The 23,586-nt window shown below is 43.8% G+C and carries 24 protein-coding genes; 9 read left to right on the forward strand and 15 right to left on the reverse strand.

The features are described 5' to 3' along the window. Window positions 1-4 precede the first annotated feature (4 nt). The 10 genes from AB5443_RS05840 to AB5443_RS05885 form a co-directional block, all read right to left on the reverse strand. Window positions 5-2,713: a conjugal transfer protein TraG gene (locus AB5443_RS05840; RefSeq protein ID WP_008782499.1), complete on the reverse strand. Its 2,709-nt coding sequence runs from the start codon at window positions 2,711-2,713 to the stop codon at window positions 5-7. A 111-nt stretch (window positions 2,714-2,824) separates the two neighbouring features. Next, window positions 2,825-3,121: a hypothetical protein gene (locus AB5443_RS05845; RefSeq protein WP_008782500.1), complete on the reverse strand. Its 297-nt coding sequence runs from the start codon at window positions 3,119-3,121 to the stop codon at window positions 2,825-2,827. A 15-nt stretch (window positions 3,122-3,136) separates the two neighbouring features. Further along, entirely contained in the window at window positions 3,137-3,514 is a 378-nt protein-coding gene (locus tag AB5443_RS05850) for a DUF4134 domain-containing protein (RefSeq protein WP_004320444.1), read from the reverse strand. A gap of 54 nt (window positions 3,515-3,568) precedes the next feature. Further along, the gene (locus AB5443_RS05855) at window positions 3,569-3,895 is read right to left on the reverse strand and encodes a DUF4134 domain-containing protein (protein ID WP_005679963.1); all 327 of its coding nucleotides are present in this window, start codon (window positions 3,893-3,895) and stop codon (window positions 3,569-3,571) included. Window position 3,896: 1 nt separating this feature from the next. Beyond that, window positions 3,897-4,340: a hypothetical protein gene (locus AB5443_RS05860; RefSeq protein ID WP_004320438.1), complete on the reverse strand. Its 444-nt coding sequence runs from the start codon at window positions 4,338-4,340 to the stop codon at window positions 3,897-3,899. Window positions 4,341-4,583: 243 nt separating this feature from the next. After that, entirely contained in the window at window positions 4,584-5,471 is an 888-nt protein-coding gene (locus AB5443_RS05865; protein ID WP_008782503.1) for a toprim domain-containing protein, read from the reverse strand. A 102-nt stretch (window positions 5,472-5,573) separates the two neighbouring features. Next, window positions 5,574-6,674, reverse strand: coding sequence for an AAA family ATPase (locus AB5443_RS05870; RefSeq protein WP_008782504.1), 1,101 nt, complete (start codon window positions 6,672-6,674; stop codon window positions 5,574-5,576). Beyond that, on the reverse strand, window positions 6,652-7,047 hold the full coding sequence (locus AB5443_RS05875) for a helix-turn-helix domain-containing protein (protein WP_004320431.1): 396 nt from the start codon (window positions 7,045-7,047) through the stop codon (window positions 6,652-6,654). The genes AB5443_RS05870 and AB5443_RS05875 overlap by 23 nt, the downstream gene beginning before the upstream one ends. Before the next feature lie 179 nt (window positions 7,048-7,226). Next, window positions 7,227-7,931, reverse strand: a complete 705-nt coding sequence (locus tag AB5443_RS05880) for a hypothetical protein (RefSeq protein WP_008782505.1) — start codon at window positions 7,929-7,931, stop codon at window positions 7,227-7,229. A gap of 199 nt (window positions 7,932-8,130) precedes the next feature. Continuing rightward, window positions 8,131-9,276 (reverse strand): site-specific integrase, encoded by a 1,146-nt coding sequence (locus tag AB5443_RS05885; RefSeq protein WP_008782506.1) that lies wholly within the window; start codon window positions 9,274-9,276, stop codon window positions 8,131-8,133. Window positions 9,277-9,735: 459 nt separating this feature from the next. On the opposite strand from AB5443_RS05885, the gene AB5443_RS05890 reads away from it, so the two are divergent. The 5 genes from AB5443_RS05890 (at window position 9,736) to AB5443_RS05910 (ending at window position 14,561) form a co-directional block, all read left to right on the forward strand. Further along, window positions 9,736-12,687 carry a leucine-rich repeat protein gene (locus AB5443_RS05890; protein ID WP_368114374.1) on the forward strand — a complete coding sequence of 984 codons (2,952 nt, stop codon included), beginning with the start codon at window positions 9,736-9,738 and terminating at the stop codon, window positions 12,685-12,687. An 11-nt stretch (window positions 12,688-12,698) separates the two neighbouring features. Continuing rightward, the gene (locus AB5443_RS05895) at window positions 12,699-13,385 is read left to right on the forward strand and encodes a hypothetical protein (RefSeq protein WP_277135727.1); all 687 of its coding nucleotides are present in this window, start codon (window positions 12,699-12,701) and stop codon (window positions 13,383-13,385) included. A 222-nt stretch (window positions 13,386-13,607) separates the two neighbouring features. Next, the gene (locus AB5443_RS05900; protein WP_277135728.1) at window positions 13,608-13,847 is read left to right on the forward strand and encodes a DUF3791 domain-containing protein; all 240 of its coding nucleotides are present in this window, start codon (window positions 13,608-13,610) and stop codon (window positions 13,845-13,847) included. Further along, window positions 13,817-14,335 (forward strand): DUF3990 domain-containing protein, encoded by a 519-nt coding sequence (locus AB5443_RS05905; RefSeq protein ID WP_004315339.1) that lies wholly within the window; start codon window positions 13,817-13,819, stop codon window positions 14,333-14,335. The genes AB5443_RS05900 and AB5443_RS05905 overlap by 31 nt, the downstream gene beginning before the upstream one ends. Next, complete coding sequence (locus AB5443_RS05910; protein ID WP_044656573.1) at window positions 14,310-14,561, forward strand: hypothetical protein; 252 nt, start codon at window positions 14,310-14,312, stop codon at window positions 14,559-14,561. Before AB5443_RS05905 ends, AB5443_RS05910 begins: the two co-directional genes overlap by 26 nt. A 2-nt stretch (window positions 14,562-14,563) precedes the next feature. Here the strand turns inward: AB5443_RS05910 and AB5443_RS05915 are convergent, their stop codons facing one another. Then, on the reverse strand, window positions 14,564-15,091 hold the full coding sequence (locus AB5443_RS05915) for an FHA domain-containing protein (RefSeq protein WP_277135729.1): 528 nt from the start codon (window positions 15,089-15,091) through the stop codon (window positions 14,564-14,566). Window positions 15,092-15,108: 17 nt separating this feature from the next. Continuing rightward, window positions 15,109-16,194, reverse strand: a complete 1,086-nt coding sequence (locus AB5443_RS05920; protein WP_368114375.1) for an SPOR domain-containing protein — start codon at window positions 16,192-16,194, stop codon at window positions 15,109-15,111. A gap of 89 nt (window positions 16,195-16,283) precedes the next feature. Here AB5443_RS05920 and rfbC point away from each other — a divergent pair, with 89 nt between their 5' ends. The 3 genes from rfbC to AB5443_RS05935 are packed head-to-tail and all read left to right on the forward strand — an operon-like array spanning window position 16,284 to window position 19,007. Beyond that, window positions 16,284-16,832: a dTDP-4-dehydrorhamnose 3,5-epimerase gene (gene rfbC / locus AB5443_RS05925; protein WP_044656570.1), complete on the forward strand. Its 549-nt coding sequence runs from the start codon at window positions 16,284-16,286 to the stop codon at window positions 16,830-16,832. 28 nt (window positions 16,833-16,860) lie between these two features. Beyond that, the gene (locus AB5443_RS05930; RefSeq protein WP_195408541.1) at window positions 16,861-18,174 is read left to right on the forward strand and encodes a UDP-glucose/GDP-mannose dehydrogenase family protein; all 1,314 of its coding nucleotides are present in this window, start codon (window positions 16,861-16,863) and stop codon (window positions 18,172-18,174) included. A gap of 35 nt (window positions 18,175-18,209) precedes the next feature. Then, a complete protein-coding gene (locus AB5443_RS05935) occupies window positions 18,210-19,007 on the forward strand; it encodes a DUF4738 domain-containing protein (RefSeq protein ID WP_277135731.1) in 798 nt (265 codons plus the stop codon). A gap of 11 nt (window positions 19,008-19,018) precedes the next feature. Here AB5443_RS05935 and AB5443_RS05940 read toward each other — a convergent pair whose 3' ends face one another. Beyond that, complete coding sequence (locus tag AB5443_RS05940) at window positions 19,019-20,278, reverse strand: DEAD/DEAH box helicase (protein ID WP_277135732.1); 1,260 nt, start codon at window positions 20,276-20,278, stop codon at window positions 19,019-19,021. Window positions 20,279-20,323: 45 nt separating this feature from the next. Further along, window positions 20,324-21,553, reverse strand: coding sequence for a phosphoserine phosphatase SerB (gene serB, locus AB5443_RS05945; protein WP_022136474.1), 1,230 nt, complete (start codon window positions 21,551-21,553; stop codon window positions 20,324-20,326). A gap of 266 nt (window positions 21,554-21,819) precedes the next feature. Here serB and AB5443_RS05950 point away from each other — a divergent pair, with 266 nt between their 5' ends. After that, a complete protein-coding gene (locus tag AB5443_RS05950; protein ID WP_044655521.1) occupies window positions 21,820-22,323 on the forward strand; it encodes a thioredoxin family protein in 504 nt (167 codons plus the stop codon). A 164-nt stretch (window positions 22,324-22,487) separates the two neighbouring features. On the opposite strand, the gene AB5443_RS05955 is transcribed toward AB5443_RS05950, so the two are convergent. After that, window positions 22,488-23,585, reverse strand: coding sequence for an LptF/LptG family permease (locus tag AB5443_RS05955; RefSeq protein WP_022137496.1), 1,098 nt, complete (start codon window positions 23,583-23,585; stop codon window positions 22,488-22,490). Window position 23,586: the final 1 nt, after the last annotated feature.

Below are 23,586 nucleotides of genomic sequence, written 5' to 3' on the forward strand. Positions count from 1 at the left end.
ATGTTTATTTGGATTCATGCACGGGACGGAGGTTGAGCACACGCCCCGTCTCGTTTACTTTTTGTGCAAAAGGCAGGGCCTTCCCGATACCGCTGGCATCCCAGTCCCGGCAATATGCCTCGATAGCTTCCTGATGGCTGCACCGAAGTTCCTTCTTGTAAAGCTTCAGTGCCTCCTTTTCCGCCCGTTCGGTCGTGTAGGTCATGTAGCACTCGTGCGGCTCTTCCACGCCGTACACGCCGCTGGTCGTCCCCCGACGGATAAACACTTCGCGGAAGAAGCTGCGCCCATCCTTGTTCTCCAAGCGGTTGATGGTAAATATCTTCTTGCAATCCACCTCGGTCAGACCAAGAATCTTTCGGATTTCGTCAAAGCGTTCCTTGAACTTGCTCTGGTCAAGCAGCATCACCACGTCCGAGTTGTTGATGATGGCCTCCTTCACGATTTCGCTGCCGATGATGTCCTGTATCTCCTGCGTCACCACGCCGACAGAAGCCCAAAACTTACGGGCGGTCTTGTACATGAACTTGATGTATTCCGCCATGAGCGGGCTGGCAATGGCCTTCCACGCCTCTTCGATGACAAGGACTTTACGGGTCTTCTTGATGCGCATTTTCTGCAGGAACACGTCCATGATAATCAGTGTGACAATGGGAAACAGTTTCTTGTTTTCCTTGATTGCATCCACTTCAAAGACGATGAATGTCTCGTCAAACAGTGCCGAATCCACATTCTCATTGAGAATCTTCTCATATGCGCCTCCCTTGTAGAACGGCTGCAGCATGGTCGAATAGGTCGAGTAGCTGATTGTCGTGATGTCATTTTCGGTGCAGATCTGCTCCAGACGGTCGAATGAGTAGTCAAAGAATGAGTTGAAGTTCAGTTCCGACACTTTGAGAGCCGCCCGCCGTGCCTCAAGCACCTCTATCTGTTTGCGCACCATCTCATCCACCTCTCTGGGTGGTTTGTTTGGGTTCTTTCGGCTGGCCGCCGCAAACAGGTTTTTCAGCAGTACCTCCCGTTGCTCGTCGGTGTATCTTGTAAATCCGTTGAAATAGGCATCATAGTAGTCTATGATTATCTGCTCGACAATGCGGAACTCGATTTCGGGAATCTGGCTGTCCGCCCCTTTCCAAATCATCAGGATAAGGTTCTTGAGGAAGTCTATCTTCTCGATGTTGTATTCCTCCCGGTTGATGCGAAACGGATTCATCGTGATAGGCCGTTCCTCGGTATAGGAGATATACTTGCCGCCCAGATACTCGCACAGTCCCTCGTATGAGTTTCCCGTATCGACCATGACCACATCCGTTCCCTGCTCATGGAGCTGGCGCACGACCGAGTTGATATGAAAGCTCTTGCCACTACCCGATGGCCCCAAACAGAAAAAATTGGAATTATCAGTCAGTTTATTCTTTCCCTCTTTTCCCGTGATGTCGATAGCCACCGGCACGCCCTGACGGTCGGTGTAGTAAATCTTCAGCGGTGTTTCCTCACTGTGCAGCACACGCTCCTTGTACATCAGGCACATCGCCGCATCGGAAAGGGTCAGGAAACGGTCGTATTCCTCATTGAGCGTGTAGCAGTTGCCCGGAAACGAACCGACGAACAGCTCCAGTTGGTTGTACGCCCGCTTGCTGATATGGATGCCCATGCGTCCGAATGCGTTTTCCAGATGGTTCGTACACTTTTGCAGGTCTGCACCGGCAGACACGGCCACCACCATGTTGAAGTGTGTATATACCAGTTGCTTGCTCTCACGGGCGATGACTTCTTGTACACGCTTGATGTCCTCGACAGCCATCTGGTTGTTCGGATTGGGAATGCTCGCGTGGCGGTTCTTCTTTTTGTCGAGCAGCGACAACTCACGCTTCTGGTTGGGCAGGAAGATGATTTGGTTATAGACTACCGTCTCGGCGTTCGGGATGCTGTCCACCACCGACACCAAATCGACAGGCATTTCCGTGTTGTTGACCTCGATATTCGTGTACGGACGTACCAGTGAGGGCAGTGCTGCACAGTCCACGTCCACGAGGCTATACACCTTGCAGCGTTTGTCGCCCATCGACACGGTTTCATCGTCCGCCTTGAAGTTCGTCATCGACACGGTGCGGTCTTTGAAGTTCATGGCGAAGTAACGATCGACGTACTCGCTCGCTTCGGCTTTGTTCAGGAATCTGGCCTGTACGCCGCCGTCACGCAACTGGTCGTGTACTTTGCGGATTTTCACAAGGAAGTCGCGCCACTTTTTGCTATCGAACGAGAACAGACGGCTTTTCTTCGCCTCTTGCGTGATGGTCAGGTAGCAAAGGCTGTCCGTGTAGGGACGTCCCTTGAAATAACGGAAATAGGATGAAGACAGGAACTCCTGTCCGTCAGCCGGTTCGCTTGCAAACTGTTTCCGGACGAAGATGTCTTGCTTGTGGATGGCGTACCCTTCGCCCAACGTCTGCGCAAGGGCGGTGAACAGGTGCGTGAAGTCGTAGTAACTGTCAATGTCCGCCGAATATTTCTGTACCGGATTCTCTATCTTAAGTACGGCGGAGTATTCGCCGGTCTTGGTATACAGCACACCCACACCGTCCGTTTCCTCCGCCGAGAAATAGATGTCCTGAAAGATTCTCTTGCGCTTGCCGCCCGTACCGAACGCATAAACCGACAAGGCCATACCAGCGCACAAAGCGACAAAACATAAAATGATGTATAGGGTCATTTCGATATACGTGTAATTAAATAGGGGCAGGTTCGCCTTGCTTCAAGACAAACCCGCCCGCGTTCAACAATCAATAAAGCCATGCACATTGCCGTGATGGTTTTTCTTTCGTCAGATCTTGCGCGAGTGGGCATACACATACACACCCGGAGCGACCTTCTTGCTATGCAGTCCTTTCCGCTGTTTGAGGAGGATGAGCACGATACCAACTGCTACGGTGGCTGCCAGCACGACAAGCCCGGCAATGAAACCGAGTAGGCAGTAGGCGGCGACAAAGCCGACAATGGCTCCGCACGTCGTCACCGCCGCCCAATATATATACCGGCCTTGGATGCCCAAAAACTCAAGAGGCCGTTGCAGTCCCTTGAACAGCGGGTAGTCCGGATAGCGTTCGTCCTTGCCTTTCATACTTATCCTTGATGTTTAAGCGGCAATACCGAAGAACAGAGGCAACGCCTTGGCCGCCGCAATGAGGAAGATACAGGCTCCCACGACCATCATGATCTTCTTCTTGACGTCCTGCTCCTCGTTGTTCATGGCGATATATACCGAGATTGCACCCACGATGGCCACAACGCCGGCAATGGCGTAGCACAATTTCACCATAATAGGCACATACTTGGCAATCTCCTCCGCGACAGTGGATAATGCGCTCGTACCGGCGGAATAGTCGCCTGCGGAGTTCTGCGCTTTCGCCACCATGCCGGACAGCAGCATGAAGGAGAACATCATTACTTTGGTAGGGATTCCGTTGACGAATCCGAATGCCTTGCGGCACAGTTGTTTGGTTTTCTGAAACATACGTTTACTTTTTTAGTGAATACTTTATTTGTCTGCGACCTGATACAAGTAAGGTTATATGCGGTAGCCGAAGAAAACCGGGAAAACATAGAATGCCCCGATCAGGAACAGGCACGCACCTACAAGCGTCATTATCGACTTGGTGATGCCGTCCTCGCCCGTGTTCATCTTGATGTATATCTGACAGACGGACACGATGACGTAAACTCCGGCGATAGCGCAACAGATATACTGGACATAGAGCATCATCGTCACCACGAAGTCGTGCATCGTGGCCAACGCATCCGCTCCCCAGCTATAGTTCACGCTGCCGCTTTTGGCAAAAGTCGTGTAGGGGAACGGGAGGCACAGCGCACATAGAATCTTTTTAGCTTTCGACATCTCACAACCGGTCTTGAATTGGGTTCCACTTTATTTCCGGTCGGTTGTCTAACCGTCCCTTGGAAATCATAGCCTTGTACATCTCCTCCGACGTGCGTGCGTCCGACAGGTAAGGCGTGGTCTCTTCCATCTGTTCCTCCGCCTCGGCCTTCAGCCGTTCCAGTTTCTCCTGCGCCGTTCCCGGTTTGTCCTTGACATCCTCAAGGGATGTTTCGGAAGAGGTAGCCGTACTTTCCGTCTCGTAGTTCTCGCTACCGATACTGAAGCCGGTCTCGCTTTCCGTGACAGCCACACTCTCTTCCTCTTCCGGTGCGCCGAGGTCGAAAACTTCCTCGTTCGGTTTGTCCGTCCCCTTTTTCCCGTAGATGTCATGCGCTATGATGACGGCGTAGTAAATGATGTAGGCAACCGTCAGGACGATGGCAAAAATGAAATATGAGTTCATGTATTTAGTATGAATATTAAAATTTGTATTAGTATGATTTTGCAAAGAAACGCACGAAATATAAAACCATAAAATAATTGAGCATTAAACATCTATTTCGTTAATGAGATTTATGTAATTTCCAAAAATCGAACTATTAAATCGTACTATATTGCAGTCTCTATGGAGGGAAATGGAGAAATCGGGGCATAAAAAAAGCTCTCGTGGTGGAGAGCTTTAGGTGGCAAAGGAGAACACAGAATATCAGCGTTTCTTTCCGCGCAGGTAATCGTTCAGGTCTTTGTATTCCGCATAGTGGCAGGATTCATCGCTGACACGTCCATCATACATCCCGGCAATGGTCTCTGTGGTTCTCTGCCCGGCAAGGTCATTGTCGAGATAACAGTGGATGACCGAATATTCCTGTAAACGTGCCAGCGTCTTTTTCAAGTTGTTTACCGAGTTCATCACGAGGTAGTCGCATGGTATGGCAAGACAGACCGTCCGGTCGCCTGCCAGTTTCAGTGTCATATAGGAAAGGAAATCCATGAAGCCCTCGAAAACACAGACATTTTCCTGTGTCTCTTCTGTCAGATGTCTTATCAATGAGATGTCCTTGTTGTTCAGGCATCCCTTGTAATAGGCGTTGCGCACCTCGTAACCACCGGATATATTGCCGAATGCGAGAGCGAAGTAATGACGGCCTCGCAGCTCATAATGCACCTCCTTGCAATACATACGGCCGATGTCCGCGTCGATAAGCCGGGATTGGAGGTAAGAGAACAGGGCGTGATGGCGGAGTGGAATCACGATCACGTCTTTCATTTCAGCCTCCACCGGTCGGGGTGGAGCGGTCGGCATACGGGTTCTCGGTAGAGATGCGCCATTCACAAGCCTCTCGATATACGCCAATGCCTCGCTCACGCTGTCCGTCCGGCAAATGTTTTTTGTCAGTTCCACCAAGTCGCCACCGGTCGCCTCGCCGAAATCGTACCATTCATTGATTCGGTCATTTACCTTGAACGACGGGGTACGCTCGTTCCGTAACGGTGAGAAGTACCAGTATTGTTCCGATTTTATATGCTGTGCATGGTGGCCGAGCTGTGCCAGAAAATCCACGATGCGTACTTGTTTTGCTTCTGCTATGGTCATCTATTTTTCTTTCTCTTGATTTCAAAAAAAGGTTTAGTTTAGTTTTTCCCCTATATATATAAATACTAAAGTAAACTAAATGATATAAGCCCGCGCACGACTTCATTCTTCATTAAAAAGCATGGCCTCGGTAGGCGTCATGTCGTAATAGAACAACTTGTCCCGTTTGATGATGAGCTTGAGGTTGTCTATCAGGTATTGCATCAGTTTTATCATGACACTCCGGCCGCGTTTGAACCCGATTGCCTCGTAGGAGACCATCAGGCTCTGCAGCAGGTTGTCGAATCCCCGGATGGGCTTTTCCCCGAATGCGGCGGAGAGAGCTTCGCGGTGCTGTTCGATGCTCAGCTCCGTAAACCCCGTTCTTGCTTTGGGCTTCGGGGGCTCGCCAAACGAGTGTACTTCCGCAATGACGGGCAGTCCTGTTTCATTGATGGTAAATGCAAACGGCTTGAACTCTTTTTCCCGGATATGGAGCGCATGGACTTCGCTGATGCCGGGATTCTCGTTGCTCTTGCTGATGACCAGCACGGTCTCCGCCTTGTTGCTCATTTCCGTTCCGATATGTCCGCGCACGTTGTTGTCCCCTTTGTTCAAATGAAGCACACAGTGGATGTGCAGGTCGTATTTCGAAGACCATTCCATCATCCGGTTGATGACTTCCACCGATTCACCGGCATTATTGATGTCGAGCATCAGGTCGCGAATGCCGTCGATGATGACCAGTCCGTAGCCTTTCTGTTGGCGCAGCGCATAGTCGATGACCTCGATACGCACTGACGGCGAATATTCACGCAGGCAGAAAAAATCGAGATTCTCCGGATCGGTCGTCGTGGGCAACCCGGCCAGCCGCAATATACGCTCCAATACCGAGCGGCAATGGAAACGGCTCTGTTCCGTATCGACGTACAGAATACGCTGTTTGCCTTCGGGCAGATGTGCACGGTAATTCAATACTTGTTTCCCCGCCAATGATGCGGCGACAAGCGCAGAGACGTTGAACGTCTTTTTCGATTTCGCCTTGCCGGTCGATGCACTGAAATTGCCGAGCGTGGCAATCGTTGAGTTATCTATCCAGATGATTTGCGGAGGGGTCTCATAAATGTCCGTCGCCTTGATTTGCGAGGCATGGAGGATGTCCGACAGGCGGTGTTCATCCATCCCCATGCTGGTTGTGCGGTCAATCCTTCTTTCGTTTTCCATAGCGTCTCTTGTTAAGGAACGGTTCTGTGGCAGCGGCTTCCGTCACCCTGCGCACAGCCTCGTTCATGGTAGGTTCATAATTCTGCAACAGCCATTCGTCCAATTCCTCCTTGGCGAAATAGACCATTTTACCGCGCGGTTTGTAGTGCGGTATCTCCTTGCTCGATGTGAGCTTGTACAGCATACTTTCAGAAACCCCGATATACATGCAGGCTTCCTGAAATGTGAAAACTCTCTTGGTCGTGAAGATGGTATTTTCCAGCAGCGTAATACGCTCCAAGAGACTTTCGACCGGTTCCAATTTCTTCAGTACCGATTCAATGGCGGCGAGCCGTCCGCTCATCCGCTCCATGAATGTCATTCTATTCGGCATAATAACACAGTTTGATTTTTGACAATGGAGATGAAACCTCCGTTATGCAGCGCGCTAACGGAGGTCAAAGGTATGTCCTGTAAACGAAGATGTCGTGATTTGGGGAATGATACTATGCACGTGTCATTGTAACTCTCATGCTTTTACCTTTCACATACTTCGCTTCTTGTCACTTTCTGTCATTCTTTCAGCCGATCAATGACCTTTCGGATGCTGTATGCGACCGATGTCATGTTGTTCTTGATGGATGACAGCGCGGAAGACAGGGTTGACACCGAAACGGAGCGTGTCCCGTCCTTGGACTGCAGGAATGCACCCTTGCCGAGAACATTCTGCCACCGAGATTGGATGAACGAGTTTTCAAGAAGCGCATCGAACAGGATTACCACACGGCGGATATTGTTCACGCGGATGGAAAAACCCTTCTTGCAGGCGAAGAGAGCCTCCATGTCTTCAATGCGTACAGAAACACAGAACAGATGATAAGTATTGGCGCAAGCCACTATACCTTCCATCTGTTCCGGGGTAAAATCACAACCAAAAGAAAGAGAGAGAGCCGCAGGTCGGTTGATACGGGGTGGACCAAGCGGAGACAACGATTCCGAGGTGTCATACATCCGTTTCAACTTCATGCACTCATTAAACGTGAAATCCGGTGCGGCAAAGCAGGGCTGGACGGAACTGGCGCACTCGGTCAGCAGCCCCTTGACAATGTGGATGTTCATTTCGTGGCAGTTCCGGCAGGCCGCATGGTCACAGTCTATGTACCGGTGTCCGTTTACGAAATCGTCCACATAGCGGTGGTACTGTTTACCACCCAACACAACATCGTGGAGATAAACTGTTTTTGCTTCGGTAAGCAGGGCGAAAAGTTCATTCGCCACATCCTTGTCCGCAGCGAAGTGCTGCAGGTGTTGGCTTCCTCCAAAAAGAGAGAAGGCCGTCTTCAGGTCTTTTCATGTCGATTTACCTTTTTGAGTTTATAATATGTGATGAAAGCATTAACTTCGGTTGCATTTACAACCGAAGAAATGCCGTAAATAGATGTTTGTAAATTAGACATGGACCACATAATGCCTTCAATTAGTGAAACAAACCGTTTACAAGATTCACAGCCTCGTCCTTTTTCTTATTGATAATCTTGGCATACACCTGTGTCATTTTCACATCGGCATGACCGAGCAGCTTCGAGACGGTATATAAGTCCGCTCCGAGCGTCAGCATCATGGTGGCAAACGTATGCCGGCTGGTGTGATAGGAGAACCGCTTAGAGATTCCGGCTGCTTTCGCCCAAGGTTTGAGCTGCATCCTGATTGTATTGGCGGACGGCAGGTCGAACACATTATCTTCTGATGATTTGCCCCCACGTTCCGGCATCCACTTCAATGCTTCAGGAGAGAGGGGCAGGTAAATAGGCTCTTTGGTCTTTTTCATGGACACGGCCAAACGGTACTGTCCCCGGTCAACGAACACGTCACTCCATTTCAGCTTGATTATATCGCTGATGCGTAATCCGCAGAAGCAGGAGAACAGATATGCGCATTTTACGATCTCGTATTCCTCGTGGGGCATAGGAGTATCAATTAACGCCTGTACCTCTTCGATGGTCATGTACGACCGCATACTCTCCGGCTTGCGGATTTTCTCCGACTTCTCAAGTTCGTTGAAAGGGTTGGCCTTCATCTTTTTCTTCCTGACGGCAGAGTTCAACGCACCGTTCAACGCACGGTAATAATTGTGAAGCGTGTAGTTCGATATGTCCTTGCCTTTCGGATGATATTCCGTCAGCAGATAAGTGATGTAGCCACGACAGAAGTCCCCGTCAATCTGATCCAGTGTGACCATTTCTCCGGCATAGTCTTTCAGTATGCGCATGGCAATCTTGATCTGACTGCCATCTTTCTTACCGGCACTCTCTTGAGCCTCCATATAAACCTGCATCCAATCCAGCAGGAAAGTCTTGTCCTTACGGAACACAATCCCAGCCTCATTACTGGTCAGTTCGATAATACGCTTCGACTTGATGGCATTGGCGGCGTCCATTGTCGCCTGATTCTGCCTGCGGGAGTTGCTATCCGTTTCCGGGATAATATACATCTTGAGGTATTCATATGTCCGCTTTCCGTCGCGGTATATATCCAGATACAGGCTCTTGCTGCCATTGCTCAGCGACTTCATCCGAAGACGAATCGGCTCTTTGACTTTTGTATGATTCTTAACTCGTGCCATAGGGATTCCTTTCTCATTTTTTCTACTGCAAATATACGGATAAGTATCGAATTTGAGAAACAAATGAGAAACAAAATTGCACCAAATAAGAACCAATCTACTGAAAGTTCTGAAAACAACCGAAAATAAAAAGACGTTTATAAAATACTGATTTACAACATATATATTATCACTTTATTGGATGTTATTTTCATTCTGTGCATATGATGTGTAAATCTGGTAAATTTCAATTGACATAAGGATAGCAATAACACTCATTACTTGTATAGTCGTGTGTAATTTTATATTGCATATATACGAGTGTGGGGTATTGTTTATTTATGTCAAGGTTTTACCAGAACCTCCTAACAGATAAACTAACGACTCCACACTTTTTTATAGACTTACCACTGCTAAGGAGTTGAGGTGGCGACAAAAACACTAATAATTATGATGAAAAAGGCAGTATTCTTTTTCTTAATGATTGCAGCTTTAAGTACTTCATTCTATAGTTGCAAAACAAACACTGATGATTTATGGGATAGTATTCATCAATTGGATGGTAGGGTAACTTCACTTGAAGAACTCTGTAAACAGATGAATGGAAACATTGGGGCATTGCAAACGTTACTACAAGCTTTGCAAAGTAATGTAAGTATCACAAAAGTAAATCCTGTTACAGAAGGTGGCAAGACGGTTGGTTACACTATTACTTTCTCAAAGGGAGATCCTATCACCATTTATCATGGGGAAAAAGGAGATAAGGGTGACGCCGGTATTGCCGGTGAAGACGGCTCTACTCCTGTGGTCGGCGTAAAAATGGATACTGATGGTATTTACTATTGGACATTGAACGGAGAATGGTTAACTGATGAGACGGGAAATAAAGTAAAGGCAGTAGGTACTGATGGTAAAGATGGAGATGATGGTAGTTCTGGTACGGATGGGAAAGATGGTATAGCTCCTCAATTGAAAATAGAGAAGGGACGTTGGTGGTTGTCAACTGATGGTGGTGGCACATGGTCTGATATAGGACAGGCGACAGGAGATGCGGGAAAAGACGGTCAAGACGGAACAAATGGTAAGGACGGAGTGGATGGTGACGGTATGTTTAGTGATATAGATTACACTTCCAGTCAGGACTTTGTTACTTTTACTCTGTCGGATGGAACTGTTATAAAACTGCCGACTTGGTATGCTTTTGGCGAACTGCAAAGCTTGTGTGAACAGATGAATACTGATATTTCGTCTATGCAATCAATCATTGAAGTGCTACAACAGAAAGATGGTATAACCAATGTAGTACCTTTGAATGAAAATGGTAAGGTGATTGGTTATAAACTTTATTTTGAAAAACGTGAACCGATAACTATATATCATGGTAAAGATGGGGCAGACGGTAATGATGGTCAAGACGGTTTGGATGGCAAGGATGGGGTGACACCTGTTGTCGGAGTGAAGCAAGATACCGACGGTATCTATTATTGGACGTTGAATGGGGATTGGATGAAAGATGATAATAGTAATAAGATAAAGGCACAAGGTGTTGACGGATCGAATGGAAATGATGGACAAGATGGTACAGACGGTGTTACTCCGCAATTGAAGATAGAAGAAGACGGCTATTGGTATATATCTTATGACAATGGTTCGAACTGGACAAAACTTGGAAAAGCAACCGGTGCGGATGGAACAAGTGGAGACGCTTTCTTCAAGAATGTGACGGAAGATGATGATTATGTTTATTTGGAGATGCAAGCCGGAAACATTATCTCCGTACTCAAACACAAAAAGCTGTCTATCACTTTCAATGAAACGGAGGATATACGGGTATTAGCCAATCAGACTTATCCTATCCAATATACCATTACGGGTGTTACTGATAAGACTGTAGTGAAAGCCTTGGCGCAAGATGGTTTCCGTGCTGTGGTAAAATCTTCGGGTAATGCTTCCGGAGTAATTGAAGTGACTACACCGGGAACGATACTTAGCAGTGAGGTATTGGTTTTCGTTTCCGATGGCGAGGAGCGTACTATCATGCGTTCCATCAATTTTGTGGAGGGAGTGATTAATATCACCGACCGTTCTTATACGGTTCCTTATACTGGTGGTGCAGTGAATGTACAACTTTCCACTAATATCGATTATACCATAGAAATTCCAGAAGCAAATAAAACATGGATTTCTATTGCTCCGACATCGCGTGCAGTAATGCGGGATGAAACGATAATATTCAATGTACAGCAAAATAATAACACTCAATTGCGTTACTCGATTATTAAATTGGTTGATAAATTGGGAGTTACATCTGAAACAATACAGATTACTCAACGTGGGGGAAGTTCCCAAGATATCTACGTGGCTACGGCAGGTACTTTGGAACAACAGATTGATAGTGAAGACGCTAAAATTATAGAAGAATTGAAAATTACAGGGCATTTGAATACTTTTGACTACGAGTTTTTAAAGACCATGTCTAACTTGAAAACAGTAGATCTTTCAGAATTGAGTGATACTGTCATACCGGCTAGTGCTTTTAGTGGCTCTAAAGTTTCTACAGTGATGTTACCTTTGAACTTGAAAACAATTTCAGATAGAGCGTTTTATAATAGTTCTATAACTTCTCTTTATATTCCTCAAACAGTAGAAAGTATTGGACAATATGCTTTTGCAAATACTTCTAAATTAACAGGGAATATTGTAATTCCTCAAAAAACTGTAACAATTGGAGTACGCGCTTTTGAATATTCTGCTTTTGACGGGACTTTGACGTTAGAAGAGGGAGTGCAGAGTATTGGAACAGCTGCTTTTGCTGGTTGTAGCAAAGCAACAGGAGATTTAGTAATACCGAATAGTGTAACAAGTATGAAAGGGTCTGCATTTCAATCTTCTACTTTTACAGGTTCATTGAGTATAGGAAATGGGTTAACAGATATTCCGACTTACGCTTTTCATGGTTGTAGCTCTTTTAAAGGGAAAATTACTATTGGAGAAAATGTTAAGAGTATTGGCGATCATGCTTTTGAAGGATGTACGGGATTTACTGGTAATTTAATTATTCCTGACAAGGTAGAGACTATTGGCAATTGGGCTTTTAATGGATGTATCGGATTTACCGGATATTTAACAATTGGAACAGATGTGAAAGAATTAGGTTATTTTGCATTTACGGATTATATGACATCTGACAATTTTCCACGAGACATATTAAGATTTTCGAAAGTCTTTTGTAAAGCTTTGACCTGTCCATTGTTGAGAGGATATGAGATTAAGAATCATTATTTTGCGACGGCTTTTGGTAGGTACTCTGATTATTACTCAGGTGAGACACGGTATCCTCGTTATTTAGGAGTTTCGATAGGCTTGAAAGCCAAGTACTCAACTAATCCACAATGGAAATATTTTACTTTAATTGAAGAAATCGAATTTTAAACTATATAATTATGTGTAACTCAAATTTAAGTTCAAATCCTTGCGACCAAATCTGTAAAAAACAAGTCGCATACGGCAAGGTCGTTGAAGCCTATCAGTTCCATGTACAGCGTTATCATACATGGGTTAACTATTACGCCATTTTTGTTGGCGCTTTGTTTGTGGCATTTTATACCATTATACCGCAATCAGAAAATGTTCAATGCAGTCCTTGCAGTGGAACTATTTTTTCATTTTTAGATAGTATATGGCTACCACTTTTGATTATTACTTTAGGATGGTTTGCTTCTATGTGTTGGCTGGCTAGTATTATCGGACATTATGAATGGATGAAGAGTTGGATACGAATCGTGAAAATGAGAGAGGTCGATTTCTTTGAAACAACTTCAAGTCAATCATCCAATATCTCACCGGTTTCATCTGAAATATTTGTATATGGAAAAGTAATGAGAGAACCGGATAGAAGTGTACCTAATAATATGCTGCCTAAGTTTATCTCAACTCAAAAAGTAACTCAATGGTTTGTATGGAGTGTTATTTTAATGTGGATAGCAAGCTCTGTTTTTCTTTGGAGATTTGTAGACTATTATTGGTGGATTCCCTCTTTTGGTTATTCACTTCTTACGGCTATAATTGGATATTGTCTTTATGGGAAAGCTCATAAATTGTATTCTTCGGAACATCTGGATATAGCTTGAACATAAAACAATGAAAAAAGGATAGGAATATTTTCAATATATAGATTCCTATCCTTTTTTATTTCTGTTCATATTAGTAATGCTATTTAATATGAACTAGAATTGTGCTTCCTACGGATCGAATGATTCAAAAACAATAAAAAGAAGATTAAACTTTATCTGTTTCCAGATATATTCATTAACTTTGTAATTAGCTCAAATTAGCTTTATACAGAATTTAATATGGAAAATCTGATTGAATTATCATATACTGAAGTGACATTAGCATTTGTAGCGTCCTGCATTGAAAGTACGGCACGCCGATTAGGTAAATCATATCAAGAAGTTTTTACCCGCATGAAGCGTGTAGGTATGATTGAGAATTACATCTTGCCTTGCTATGATGTATTACATACTGAGAGTCGCGAGCATGTGACTGATAATATGATAGAATGTCTGACAACTTGGGAGGCAAAACGATGAAAATAACAGTATATCATGGAGGAACGGAACGAGTTGATGTTCCTATTTGTCGTTTAGGAAGGGAGAATCTTGATTTTGGTCGTGGATTTTATGTTACAGATATCAAAGAGCAGGCTTGTCGTTGGGCTATTGCAACGGCTAAGCGACGCAATACCCAAGCCATTATTAATATTTATCAACTTGATAGAGAACTTGTTTTGGAAAAGGCTCGTTGTAAGGTGTTCAAAGCTTACGATTCGGAATGGTTGGAATTTATTGTAGCCAGTCGTCGTGGACTGAATCCAGCGGCAAATTATGATTATATAGAGGGAGGTGTCGCGAATGACCGGGTAATTGATACGGTAAATTTATATATGTCTGGTTTGATGAGTGCTGATGTGGCATTACAGCGTCTTGCTCAACACCAACCAAATAATCAGATTTGTTTGTTAAACCAAAATATTACGGATAAATACCTTATTTATGATGGAACAGAACTGGCAGAATGATCCTGTAAAGTCTCCTGAAATTCAAGAGATAATATTAAGTAATCGTATCGGTGTCATTGCTGCCGAACTTTCAAAACGCTTGGAAATTGCTCCAGTCAGAGCATTGCAATTGTTTTATGAAAGCAAGACTTGCGCTGACTTGCATGACAAGGAAACAGGGCTTTATCTCTATGGTAATCTCTATATCGCTGATGAATTCATGCGAGAGTATCAAAATAAGTTATAAGTTCATTCAGCCGTATGCAAAATAAATGTAGTAGCTCCAATTGTCACAATAGCGCCATCTTCAATGCGTACACGGTCTTTATCTCCCAGAATTTCATTCATAAGGAAAGTACCTGTGAGACTAGGAGCATCTCGTAATGTGTAGACTAGCTTTCCTTGCTTATTACGCTTTATATTGATGATGCAATGGCGTCGATCCATACTCATATCACCGCTTTCAATGGGAGTATTAATGTTTGTTCCTACACAACGGCGGCCTATGACATTGTCACCTTCCTGCAAGGGAAGTAACTGTTTAAAACCAAATACATTTTCGATTACAGTGATATATCCGAATTCTTCTTTATGAGATTCAGCTTCTTCTTCCAGATTTTCCTCCTTTCTAAGAGCCTTAACTTTACTTTTTCCTAACCGGATACTGAATTGTTTGCCACAATGTTCGCAAACAAATACCAGCGATTGACCTTCTTCATACTTGGTTTCATCAAAATAAAGGTAATTCTCACATTTGGGACAAAGAACTCGTTTCATGCTTTTAAAAAGGGATTTTATTTAGCCAGTAACCAGGCATTCTTGTAGTTTTCATTTTTTCTGAGCTCCAATAATTGTTTGGTAGCTTCTTCGCGATTGTCGAATGAACGGATGCTGACACGTATTTTGCCATCAGTATTCAGGGCTTTCGCTTCTGCAAATCCTTTTGCATTCAATTGATTTGCCATGGCTTCCGCATCTTTAAAACTGATTCCGCCTGCTACTATAATATGGTAAGGATGATTATTCACGTTTGCTTGCGGTTTAACAGATGTACGGGTAGGAGTCGCTTCCTGTTTGGTAACTTTTACCTCTTTTACAGCAATAGGTCTTGATGTTTGTACTTTATTAGCTGTTGGCTTTGGAGTAGACGAAGCCTTGCCTGAAGCAGAAGACTTTTTAGTTTTTTGTGCAATAGCAATATCATTTTTTACAAGAACGGGAGTTACTGCAACCGATTGCTTCTCGATCTGCTCAAAAAGCTCACCAGGCAATAACTGTGCATAATTGTTCTTCTGAACATCGGTATTCTCTACCGGAGTTGAAAAAGCAAAGAACAATACGATAGCGGCAATCATAGCGGCTGCATTACGAAGGAATGCACGATTGATGCTAATTTCATAAGTTTTCTTCTCTTTTTCCAGATTGGCAGGCACTAATACCTTTTCTCTTTGTTGCAACGTGGATAGTTCGTGCATTTCAAAAGAGTCCAGTCCATAGAGTGAAGGAGTCGTTATCTTATAATCATAAGGGATAAATTCATAATTTCCATAAATGTTATAATGAATTTCACCTATATTCTCCAAATGCGCTTTACCTTCCTCATGAAGAAGCCCGATAAACTCGCTTACTTCCTTTTCTACGATGCGGTTGGCATCAGCAAAACTCGTGTCGTATGCTGACATATAAGATTGTACTAATACTCCGTCGTTCAGCTTTAATTGAGGATTAAAGCCGATAGTGCGGGTAGGGGGCAAAAAAAGATTCTCTTCTTTTACATGAGTTGCAGGAGCGTAATGTGCTACGAATCCACCAAATCCCGGAACGATAACGCAGTCGTTTTCCAGTAGTAAAACCTCTATATGTTGTGCCAATTCAATCATGTCTGCAAAATTAAGAGATAAATTGAATATATCCCAGAAAACTGCGAAAAATTCACTACTTTTGCATCGTTTTATTTATTACTATAACGATGAACTATATACAGACGGAAATAGACGGAGTGTGGCTGATAGAGCCGAAAGTGTTCTCCGACGAACGTGGCTATTTTATGGAAGCCTTTAAGCAAGAAGAGTTTGAAGCCAATATCGGGCCTGTAAATTTTATACAGGATAATGAGTCGAAATCTTCTTTTGGCGTATTGCGCGGATTACATTATCAGAAAGGTGAATATAGTCAGGCTAAATTGGTTCGCGTCATTAAAGGAGAAGTGCTGGACGTTGCCGTTGATTTGCGTAAATCATCACCCACATTCGGAAAACATGTGTCCGTATTACTTAGTGAGGAGAATAAAAGACAGTTTTTTATTCCACGCGGTTTTGCGCATGGTTTTGCTGTATTAAGTGAAGAAGCCGTTTTTACGTATAAGGTAGACAACAAGTATACTCCACAGGCAGAAGCCTCTATTTTATATAATGATGAAACATTGGGAATAGATTGGCCGCTGACTGATTCGCAGATGTTATTGTCTTCCAAGGACAGAGAGGCCACGGCTTTCAAGAATGCTGCATATTTTGAATAACTTCTAAACAAACAATAAAATATAAAGTATGAAAATTGCGATTGTAGGAACCGGATATGTAGGTCTGGTGTCAGGTACATGTTTCGCTGAAATCGGCGTGAATGTAACTTGTGTGGATACTAACAGTGAGAAAATAGAATCTTTGCAGAAGGGAATCATTCCGATTTATGAGAATGGATTGGAAGAGATGGTGCTCCGTAATATGAAAGCAAAGAGATTGAAGTTTACCACGTCATTAGAGAGTTGTCTGGATGATGTGGAAGTGATATTTAGTGCTGTGGGTACACCGCCGGACGAAGATGGCAGTGCTGACTTGAAATATGTGTTGGAGGTAGCCCGTACTATCGGTCGCAATATGAAGCAGTATAAACTGGTGGTTACCAAGAGTACGGTTCCCGTAGGTACTGCCGGCAAAGTTCGTGCAGCCATTCAGGAAGAATTGGATAAAAGAGGAGTGAAGGTAGACTTCGATGTTGCTTCTAACCCGGAATTTCTGAAAGAAGGAAATGCAATCAGTGACTTTATGAGTCCGGATCGCGTGGTAGTAGGAGTAGAGTCGGCACGTGCAGAGAAACTGATGTCCAAGTTGTATAAGCCATTCTTATTAAATAACTTCCGTGTGATTTTCATGGATATTCCGTCTGCTGAAATGACCAAATATGCGGCAAATTCAATGTTGGCAACCCGTATCAGCTTTATGAATGACATTGCAAACCTTTGCGAGATAGTCGGCGCGGATGTAAATATGGTACGTAGCGGAATTGGTTCGGATACGCGTATCGGACGTAAATTCTTATATCCGGGCATTGGATATGGCGGTTCATGTTTTCCTAAAGATGTGAAAGCCCTTATTAAAACCGCAGAGCAGAATGGGTATACAATGCGGGTACTTAGCGCTGTGGAAGAGGTGAACGAACAGCAGAAAAGTGTTTTGTTCGAAAAGCTAGTGAAGCATTTTAATGGTGATTTGAAAGGTAAGACCATCGCTCTTTGGGGCTTGGCATTCAAACCGGAAACAGATGATATGCGCGAAGCTCCGGCACTGGTCCTGATTGATAAGCTGCTGAAAGCCGGCTGTCAGGTACGTGCGTATGATCCGGCTGCTGTACAAGAATGCAGACGTCGTATTGGAGATACAATCTATTATGCTTGCGATATGTATGATGCGGTACTTGATGCTGATGCATTGATGTTGGTTACCGAATGGAAGGAATTCCGTTTGCCTTCATGGGCTGTCATCAAAAAAACAATGGCACGGCAGATTGTGTTGGACGGACGTAATATATACGACAAAAAAGAGATGGAAGAACTCGGATTCGTTTATCATTGTATTGGTAAATGAAAAAATAAGAGTATCTTTAGGCAAAACTAAGACAGATGATGAAATATGTGGCTATATCGTTAATGGTGTTTTTTTCTGCGGCATGTAGCGGCAATAAGAATCCGGATTCTCCCGAACAGAGGAAAGAGGATACGAATGCCAAGGAGCTGTTGCAGGGAATTTGGCTGGACGATGAGACTGAAAGCCCGTTGATGCGCGTGGAAGGGGATACCATCTACTATGCCGATGCGCAAAGTGCTCCGATTGCATTTAAAATCATGCGGGATACTCTTTATACTTATGGCAATGACACGACTTATTACAAGATTGACAAGCAGGCGGAACATATATTCTGGTTTCATGCCATAACAGACAACATCATCAAGCTGCATAAATCAGAGGATCCTAATGATTCATTGTCATTTGCCCGTCAGGAATTGGTGATTCCGACTTATAATGAAGTAACTCAACGCGATAGCGTGGTGACCTATAATGGCACCCGCTATCGTGCTTATGTCTATATCAACCCTTCTAAAATGAGGGTTATAAAAACTACCTATTCCGAAGACGGGATTAGTATGGATAATGTATATTACGATAATGTGATGCACATCTGCGTTTATGAGGGCAAAAAGAGTCTGTTTGCCAGTGATATTACTAAACAGATGTTTGACCAGGTGGTTCCCGGAGATTTTTTGATGCAAGCTATTTTATCTGATACGAAGTTTGTAAAAGTAGACCGGAATGGTTTTCATTATCAAGCTGTTTTAGCCATTCCGGAAAGTTCTATATATAGCATTGCAGATATGGAAGTAAGTTTTGAAGGAAACTTGACCATTACTTCAACGAAATAACGGATTTCGTATTAATTCTGTCTGGGAGAGGGGCGGTTGTTGCCTTTTCCACCATTGTTTTTTCCACGGAAGTTCCTTCTTTTAGGGTTGTTGCCATACTTGCCTTTATTGAAAGAACGCGGCTTGTATTCCGGTGCTTCCCCCAACTCTGCGGGAATAGGTATCTTATAGATTTCTTTTTCCAGAAAATTCTCAATACTTTTAAAGTTGCTCTGTTCCTTTTCGTTGACAAACGTAAGCGCTACTCCGTCATTATTGGCACGTGCCGTACGTCCGATACGATGTACATAGTCTTCGCTGTCATGGGGAACATCAAAGTTGATTACCAAACGGATATCATCAATGTCAATACCACGGGCAACGATATCTGTGGCTACTAATATATTGATCCGGCCGGCTTTGAATTCGTGCATCACTGCTTCCCGTTGAGCTTGTTCGAGATCCGAATGCATTTCTCCTACATTCAATTTCATTGATTTCAAAGCTTTAGCCACCTCTTTTACTTTGATCTTGGAAGATGCAAAGACGATGACACGTTCGGGAACTTCGTCCACAAAGAGGCTGCGAATAATTCCCAACTTTTGATTTTCATAACAAACGTATGCAGCCTGTATAATCTTATCAGCAGGTTTTGAAACGGCCAGTTTTATTTCTGCCGGATTATTCAGGATCGTATTTGCCAGTTGTTGTATTTTGGCAGGCATGGTTGCAGAGAACATGATAGTCTGCCGTTCTTTCGGCAAATACTTCACGATCTGCATGATATCCTCGTAGAATCCCATGTCCAACATCCGGTCTGCTTCGTCCAGAATAAAATAAGAAACCTTGGAAAGGTCTACATATCCAAGGCTTAGATGGGCGAGCAGACGTCCGGGAGTGGCAATAACAACATCTGCTCCTAATGTGAGCCCTTTTTTCTGTTGCTCAAACAAGATGCCATCATTTCCGCCATATACGGCAACACTCGATGCCGGCATAAAATAGGAAAATCCTTCCATTTGCTGGTCTATCTGTTGGGCCAATTCCCGGGTAGGAGACATAATGACACAATTGATTGCATCTTCAGGATGTTTTCCTTCAGATAATTTATTCAATACAGGAAGCAGGAATGCTGCTGTTTTGCCTGTACCGGTCTGTGCTACGGCTATCAAATCTTTCCCTTCAAGTATGAGCGGGATTGCCTGCTCCTGAATAGGCGTGCATTCGTCAAATCGCATGGCATCGAGCGCCTCAAGCACATTTTCGTTTAATTGTAGTTCGGAAAACTTCATTCTTTTATTAATTTGTCAGCAAAGATAATTTATTTTTCGGTCTAATTACATATTCAAATAAGAATCTTTGAATCCGAGGAAATAGAGCACTCCGTCAAGCCCGATGGTATTGATGGATTGTTTGGCATTTGCCACTACTTTAGGCTTGGCATGAAATGCGATTCCCAATCCGGCAACTCCCAGCATGGGGAGGTCATTAGCGCCATCTCCTACGGCAATGGTCTGTGCGATATCGACTTTTTCCACTTGGGCGATCAGGCGTAGTAGTTCAGCCTTTCGTTTGCCGTCTACGACATCTCCCAGGTAGCGTCCGGTCAGCTTTCCATCTATAATTTCCAGTTCGTTCGCATATACGTAGTCTATGCCATATTTCTTTTGCAGATACTGGCCGAAGTAAGTAAATCCGCCGGAAAGGATCGCTATCTTATAACCATACTTTTTCAATACATACATCAATCTGTCAACTCCTTCTGTGATAGGCAGGCTTTCAGCGATTTCCTGCATGACAGATTCGTCCAGACCTTTCAGTAAGGCTACGCGGCGGGTAAAACTTTCTGTGAAGTCTATTTCACCGCGCATGGCACTTTCCGTGATCGCTTTCACTTCATCACCCACACCGGCACGGATGGCCAGTTCGTCAATAACCTCAGTCTCGATCAATGTAGAGTCCATATCGAAACAGATCAGACGGCGCATGCGACGGTACATATTATCCAGTTGGAAAGAGAAATCCATATCCAGTTCGCTGGCCAGCTTCATCAGGCTTTCCTGCATGGCAATGCGGTCTTTGGGAGTACCTCTCACTGAAAATTCGATGCAGGCACGTGTACGTGCGTCTGTATTGCATTCATCCAATGGAATACGGCCTGTCAGACGTTTGATTGCGTCGATATTCATGCCTTGTTCTGCCAATACCCTTGTTGCTGCTGATATCTGGCGTGCGGAAAGTTTACGGCCAAGTACCGTCAGGATATAGCGGTTTTTTCCTTGCATACCCACCCAATTCTCGTATTGTTCTGTTGTAATCGGCTCAAAGCGGATGGTAACTCCCAACGAAGATGCTTTGAACAACAACTCCTTCATTATAAAACCGGAATGTCTTTCTTCACTCTTGAATAGGATACCTAATGACAATGTATTATGAATATCCGCCTGACCGATATCAAGGATGGTAGCATCGTATTTGGCGAGTATTTCAGTCACGGATGAGGTAAGTCCCGGACGATCTTCGCCGGTAACTCGAATCAGAATCAATTCAGTATTTGATGGTTGCATAAGAAATAGACTTTTATCCTGCAAAAGTAGAGAAAAAAGTTCGTTTTTATGCTAAATAACATAAAAAGTTATACCCGAAAAGTGAGATTTTTGCTTATTTGCTTGGAAGTTATTTTAATAATTACTTACCTTTGCACCCGGTTTCAAAAATAAAGGCTCTGATAATCAGCGGATTCCTCTTCGCCTGATGCCTGAAAAGACAACGTTTCGGGAAGAAACCACTGTTTAAGGACAGTCCCGGATAGTATTAACTAAAACCGAATTACATGAAGCATGTAAAGTGGATTTTTGTTGTATTACTGATTTGTTCCTTGACCGCTTTCGTTGAGAAAGACAAACCTACCGGAGGTTTGAGTGAGGGTGATGTAGCCCCGGATTTTAAAATCGAATCTACATCAGACGGGCAACCCGCCTTTAAATTGGGAAATTTGAAAGGGCGATATGTGTTGCTGAGTTTTTGGGCAAGTTATGACGCGCAGTCCCGGATGCAAAACGTAAGTTTGAGCAATGCGCTTCGTTCTTCTCATAATGTGGAAATGGTTTCCATTTCATTTGACGAATATCAGTCAATTTTTAAGGAAACCGTTCGTAAGGACCAAATAGTTACGCCCACTTGTTTCGTGGAAACAGAAGGCGAGGGCTCCGGATTATTTAAGAAATACCGTTTGAACCGGGGATTCACTAACTATTTATTGGATGGAAATGGTGTAATTATAGCCAAAAACATCTCTGCTGCAGATCTTTCTGCTTATATGGAAAAGATTGGTTGACAATCTTGAGAATGTAAGGAGAAAGAGGTATTTTCCGAATAAAGTACCATTTGGTGAATGACGGAGAATAGACAAAAGAGGAAATGGATACAACAAAAAAGTTCCGCCTATACTTGCTTTGGGCAAGAATAGACGGAATTTCTATTTTATCTATATCCTTATTTTTATTTAGGCGCTTTTTGATATAAGAAGAAAGCAATGCCTGCATAGAGGATATTCGGAATCCAGACCGCGATGGCGGGTGGCACGTTTCCGTTGACGGCAAAGGTTGAAGTAATCGTTTGGAACAGGATATACGAGAAACTTAATCCAAGGCCTATACCCAGATGAAGTCCCATGCCACCTTTTGTTTTTCGTGATGAAAGAGATACGCCGATAATTGTCAGGATGAAAGAGGCGAATGACATGGCGATCCGCTTGTGATATTCAATTTCAAACTCTTTGATGTTAGCGAATCCTCTTCGTTTCTGTTTTGCAATATAATCACTTAATTCGGGGCTGGTCAACATTTCCTGCTGGTTCTTCATAATAAGGAAGTCGGAAGGTTCCATATTGATGATAGAGTCAATCCGGTCACCTTTGGTGATCTTTTCTTTCAGTCCATCCAGTTCACGCACCATATAGTCGTGGATAGTCCATTTATGAACGGTAGTCGTATCGTAAGTAATACGGCGTGCGGTTAGATGCGAAACCAGTTTCTTATCGACAAATTTATCCAGTGAAAAGCGGTTTCCGGTTTTCATGGCATTATTATAATTGTCAATGTACGCAATGACACCGCTATCAACCTCTAACTGGACATTGCGTGCAGTATTCTGCTTTTTGGGCTTGATATACCGGTCTTCAAAGTTCAAACGTGTCACACTTCCTTTCGGGATTACGTATGAGCTAAGCATAAAGGTAGTCAATGCAATGATGGCGGCAGAAATCATATAAGGGCGCATCATTCTCTTGAAGCTCATACCGGTAGAGAACATGGCAATGATTTCAGAGTTCTCTGCAAGTTTGGAAGTGAAGAAAATAACAGCAATGAATACAAACAACGGACTGAACAGGTTGGAGAAATAGGGAATAAAGTTCATGTAGTATTCAAGAATGATTTTACTCCATGGGGCTTCATGCTCCATCAGCTTGTCCATCTTCTCATTGAAGTCGAATACCACTGCGATAGAAATGATTAGTGCAATAGCAAATACGTATGTCCCCAAGAATTTCTTGATGATATACCAATCCAGGCGTTTTATAAATCGATTGCTTTTCATT

The organism is Bacteroides sp. RTP21281st1_H5_RTP21281_210402 (genome assembly GCF_040918965.1).
In the GTDB taxonomy this organism is placed as follows: domain Bacteria; phylum Bacteroidota; class Bacteroidia; order Bacteroidales; family Bacteroidaceae; genus Bacteroides; species Bacteroides congonensis.

Excerpts from the sequence above, each read along its gene's own strand:
- AB5443_RS05935 (WP_277135731.1), top strand. The coding sequence starts at position 18,210 with ATGATGAAATATGTGGCTATATCGTTAATGGTGTTTTTTTCTGCGGCA.
- AB5443_RS05885 (WP_008782506.1), bottom strand. The coding sequence starts at position 9,276 with ATGGCACGAGTTAAGAATCATACAAAAGTCAAAGAGCCGATTCGTCTT.
- AB5443_RS05875 (WP_004320431.1), bottom strand. The coding sequence starts at position 7,047 with ATGCCGAATAGAATGACATTCATGGAGCGGATGAGCGGACGGCTCGCC.
- AB5443_RS05900 (WP_277135728.1), top strand. The coding sequence starts at position 13,608 with ATGGAAAATCTGATTGAATTATCATATACTGAAGTGACATTAGCATTT.
- AB5443_RS05940 (WP_277135732.1), bottom strand. The coding sequence starts at position 20,278 with ATGAAGTTTTCCGAACTACAATTAAACGAAAATGTGCTTGAGGCGCTC.
- AB5443_RS05850 (WP_004320444.1), bottom strand. The coding sequence starts at position 3,514 with ATGTTTCAGAAAACCAAACAACTGTGCCGCAAGGCATTCGGATTCGTC.
- AB5443_RS05895 (WP_277135727.1), top strand. The coding sequence starts at position 12,699 with ATGTGTAACTCAAATTTAAGTTCAAATCCTTGCGACCAAATCTGTAAA.
- AB5443_RS05870 (WP_008782504.1), bottom strand. The coding sequence starts at position 6,674 with ATGGAAAACGAAAGAAGGATTGACCGCACAACCAGCATGGGGATGGAT.
- AB5443_RS05865 (WP_008782503.1), bottom strand. The coding sequence starts at position 5,471 with ATGACCATAGCAGAAGCAAAACAAGTACGCATCGTGGATTTTCTGGCA.
- AB5443_RS05915 (WP_277135729.1), bottom strand. The coding sequence starts at position 15,091 with ATGAAACGAGTTCTTTGTCCCAAATGTGAGAATTACCTTTATTTTGAT.
- AB5443_RS05840 (WP_008782499.1), bottom strand. The coding sequence starts at position 2,713 with ATGACCCTATACATCATTTTATGTTTTGTCGCTTTGTGCGCTGGTATG.
- AB5443_RS05855 (WP_005679963.1), bottom strand. The coding sequence starts at position 3,895 with ATGTCGAAAGCTAAAAAGATTCTATGTGCGCTGTGCCTCCCGTTCCCC.
- AB5443_RS05860 (WP_004320438.1), bottom strand. The coding sequence starts at position 4,340 with ATGAACTCATATTTCATTTTTGCCATCGTCCTGACGGTTGCCTACATC.
- AB5443_RS05930 (WP_195408541.1), top strand. The coding sequence starts at position 16,861 with ATGAAAATTGCGATTGTAGGAACCGGATATGTAGGTCTGGTGTCAGGT.
- AB5443_RS05845 (WP_008782500.1), bottom strand. The coding sequence starts at position 3,121 with ATGAAAGGCAAGGACGAACGCTATCCGGACTACCCGCTGTTCAAGGGA.
- AB5443_RS05890 (WP_368114374.1), top strand. The coding sequence starts at position 9,736 with ATGATTGCAGCTTTAAGTACTTCATTCTATAGTTGCAAAACAAACACT.
- serB (WP_022136474.1), bottom strand. The coding sequence starts at position 21,553 with ATGCAACCATCAAATACTGAATTGATTCTGATTCGAGTTACCGGCGAA.
- AB5443_RS05905 (WP_004315339.1), top strand. The coding sequence starts at position 13,817 with ATGTCTGACAACTTGGGAGGCAAAACGATGAAAATAACAGTATATCAT.
- AB5443_RS05910 (WP_044656573.1), top strand. The coding sequence starts at position 14,310 with ATGATGGAACAGAACTGGCAGAATGATCCTGTAAAGTCTCCTGAAATT.
- AB5443_RS05950 (WP_044655521.1), top strand. The coding sequence starts at position 21,820 with ATGAAGCATGTAAAGTGGATTTTTGTTGTATTACTGATTTGTTCCTTG.
- rfbC (WP_044656570.1), top strand. The coding sequence starts at position 16,284 with ATGAACTATATACAGACGGAAATAGACGGAGTGTGGCTGATAGAGCCG.
- AB5443_RS05955 (WP_022137496.1), bottom strand. The coding sequence starts at position 23,585 with ATGAAAAGCAATCGATTTATAAAACGCCTGGATTGGTATATCATCAAG.
- AB5443_RS05920 (WP_368114375.1), bottom strand. The coding sequence starts at position 16,194 with ATGATTGAATTGGCACAACATATAGAGGTTTTACTACTGGAAAACGAC.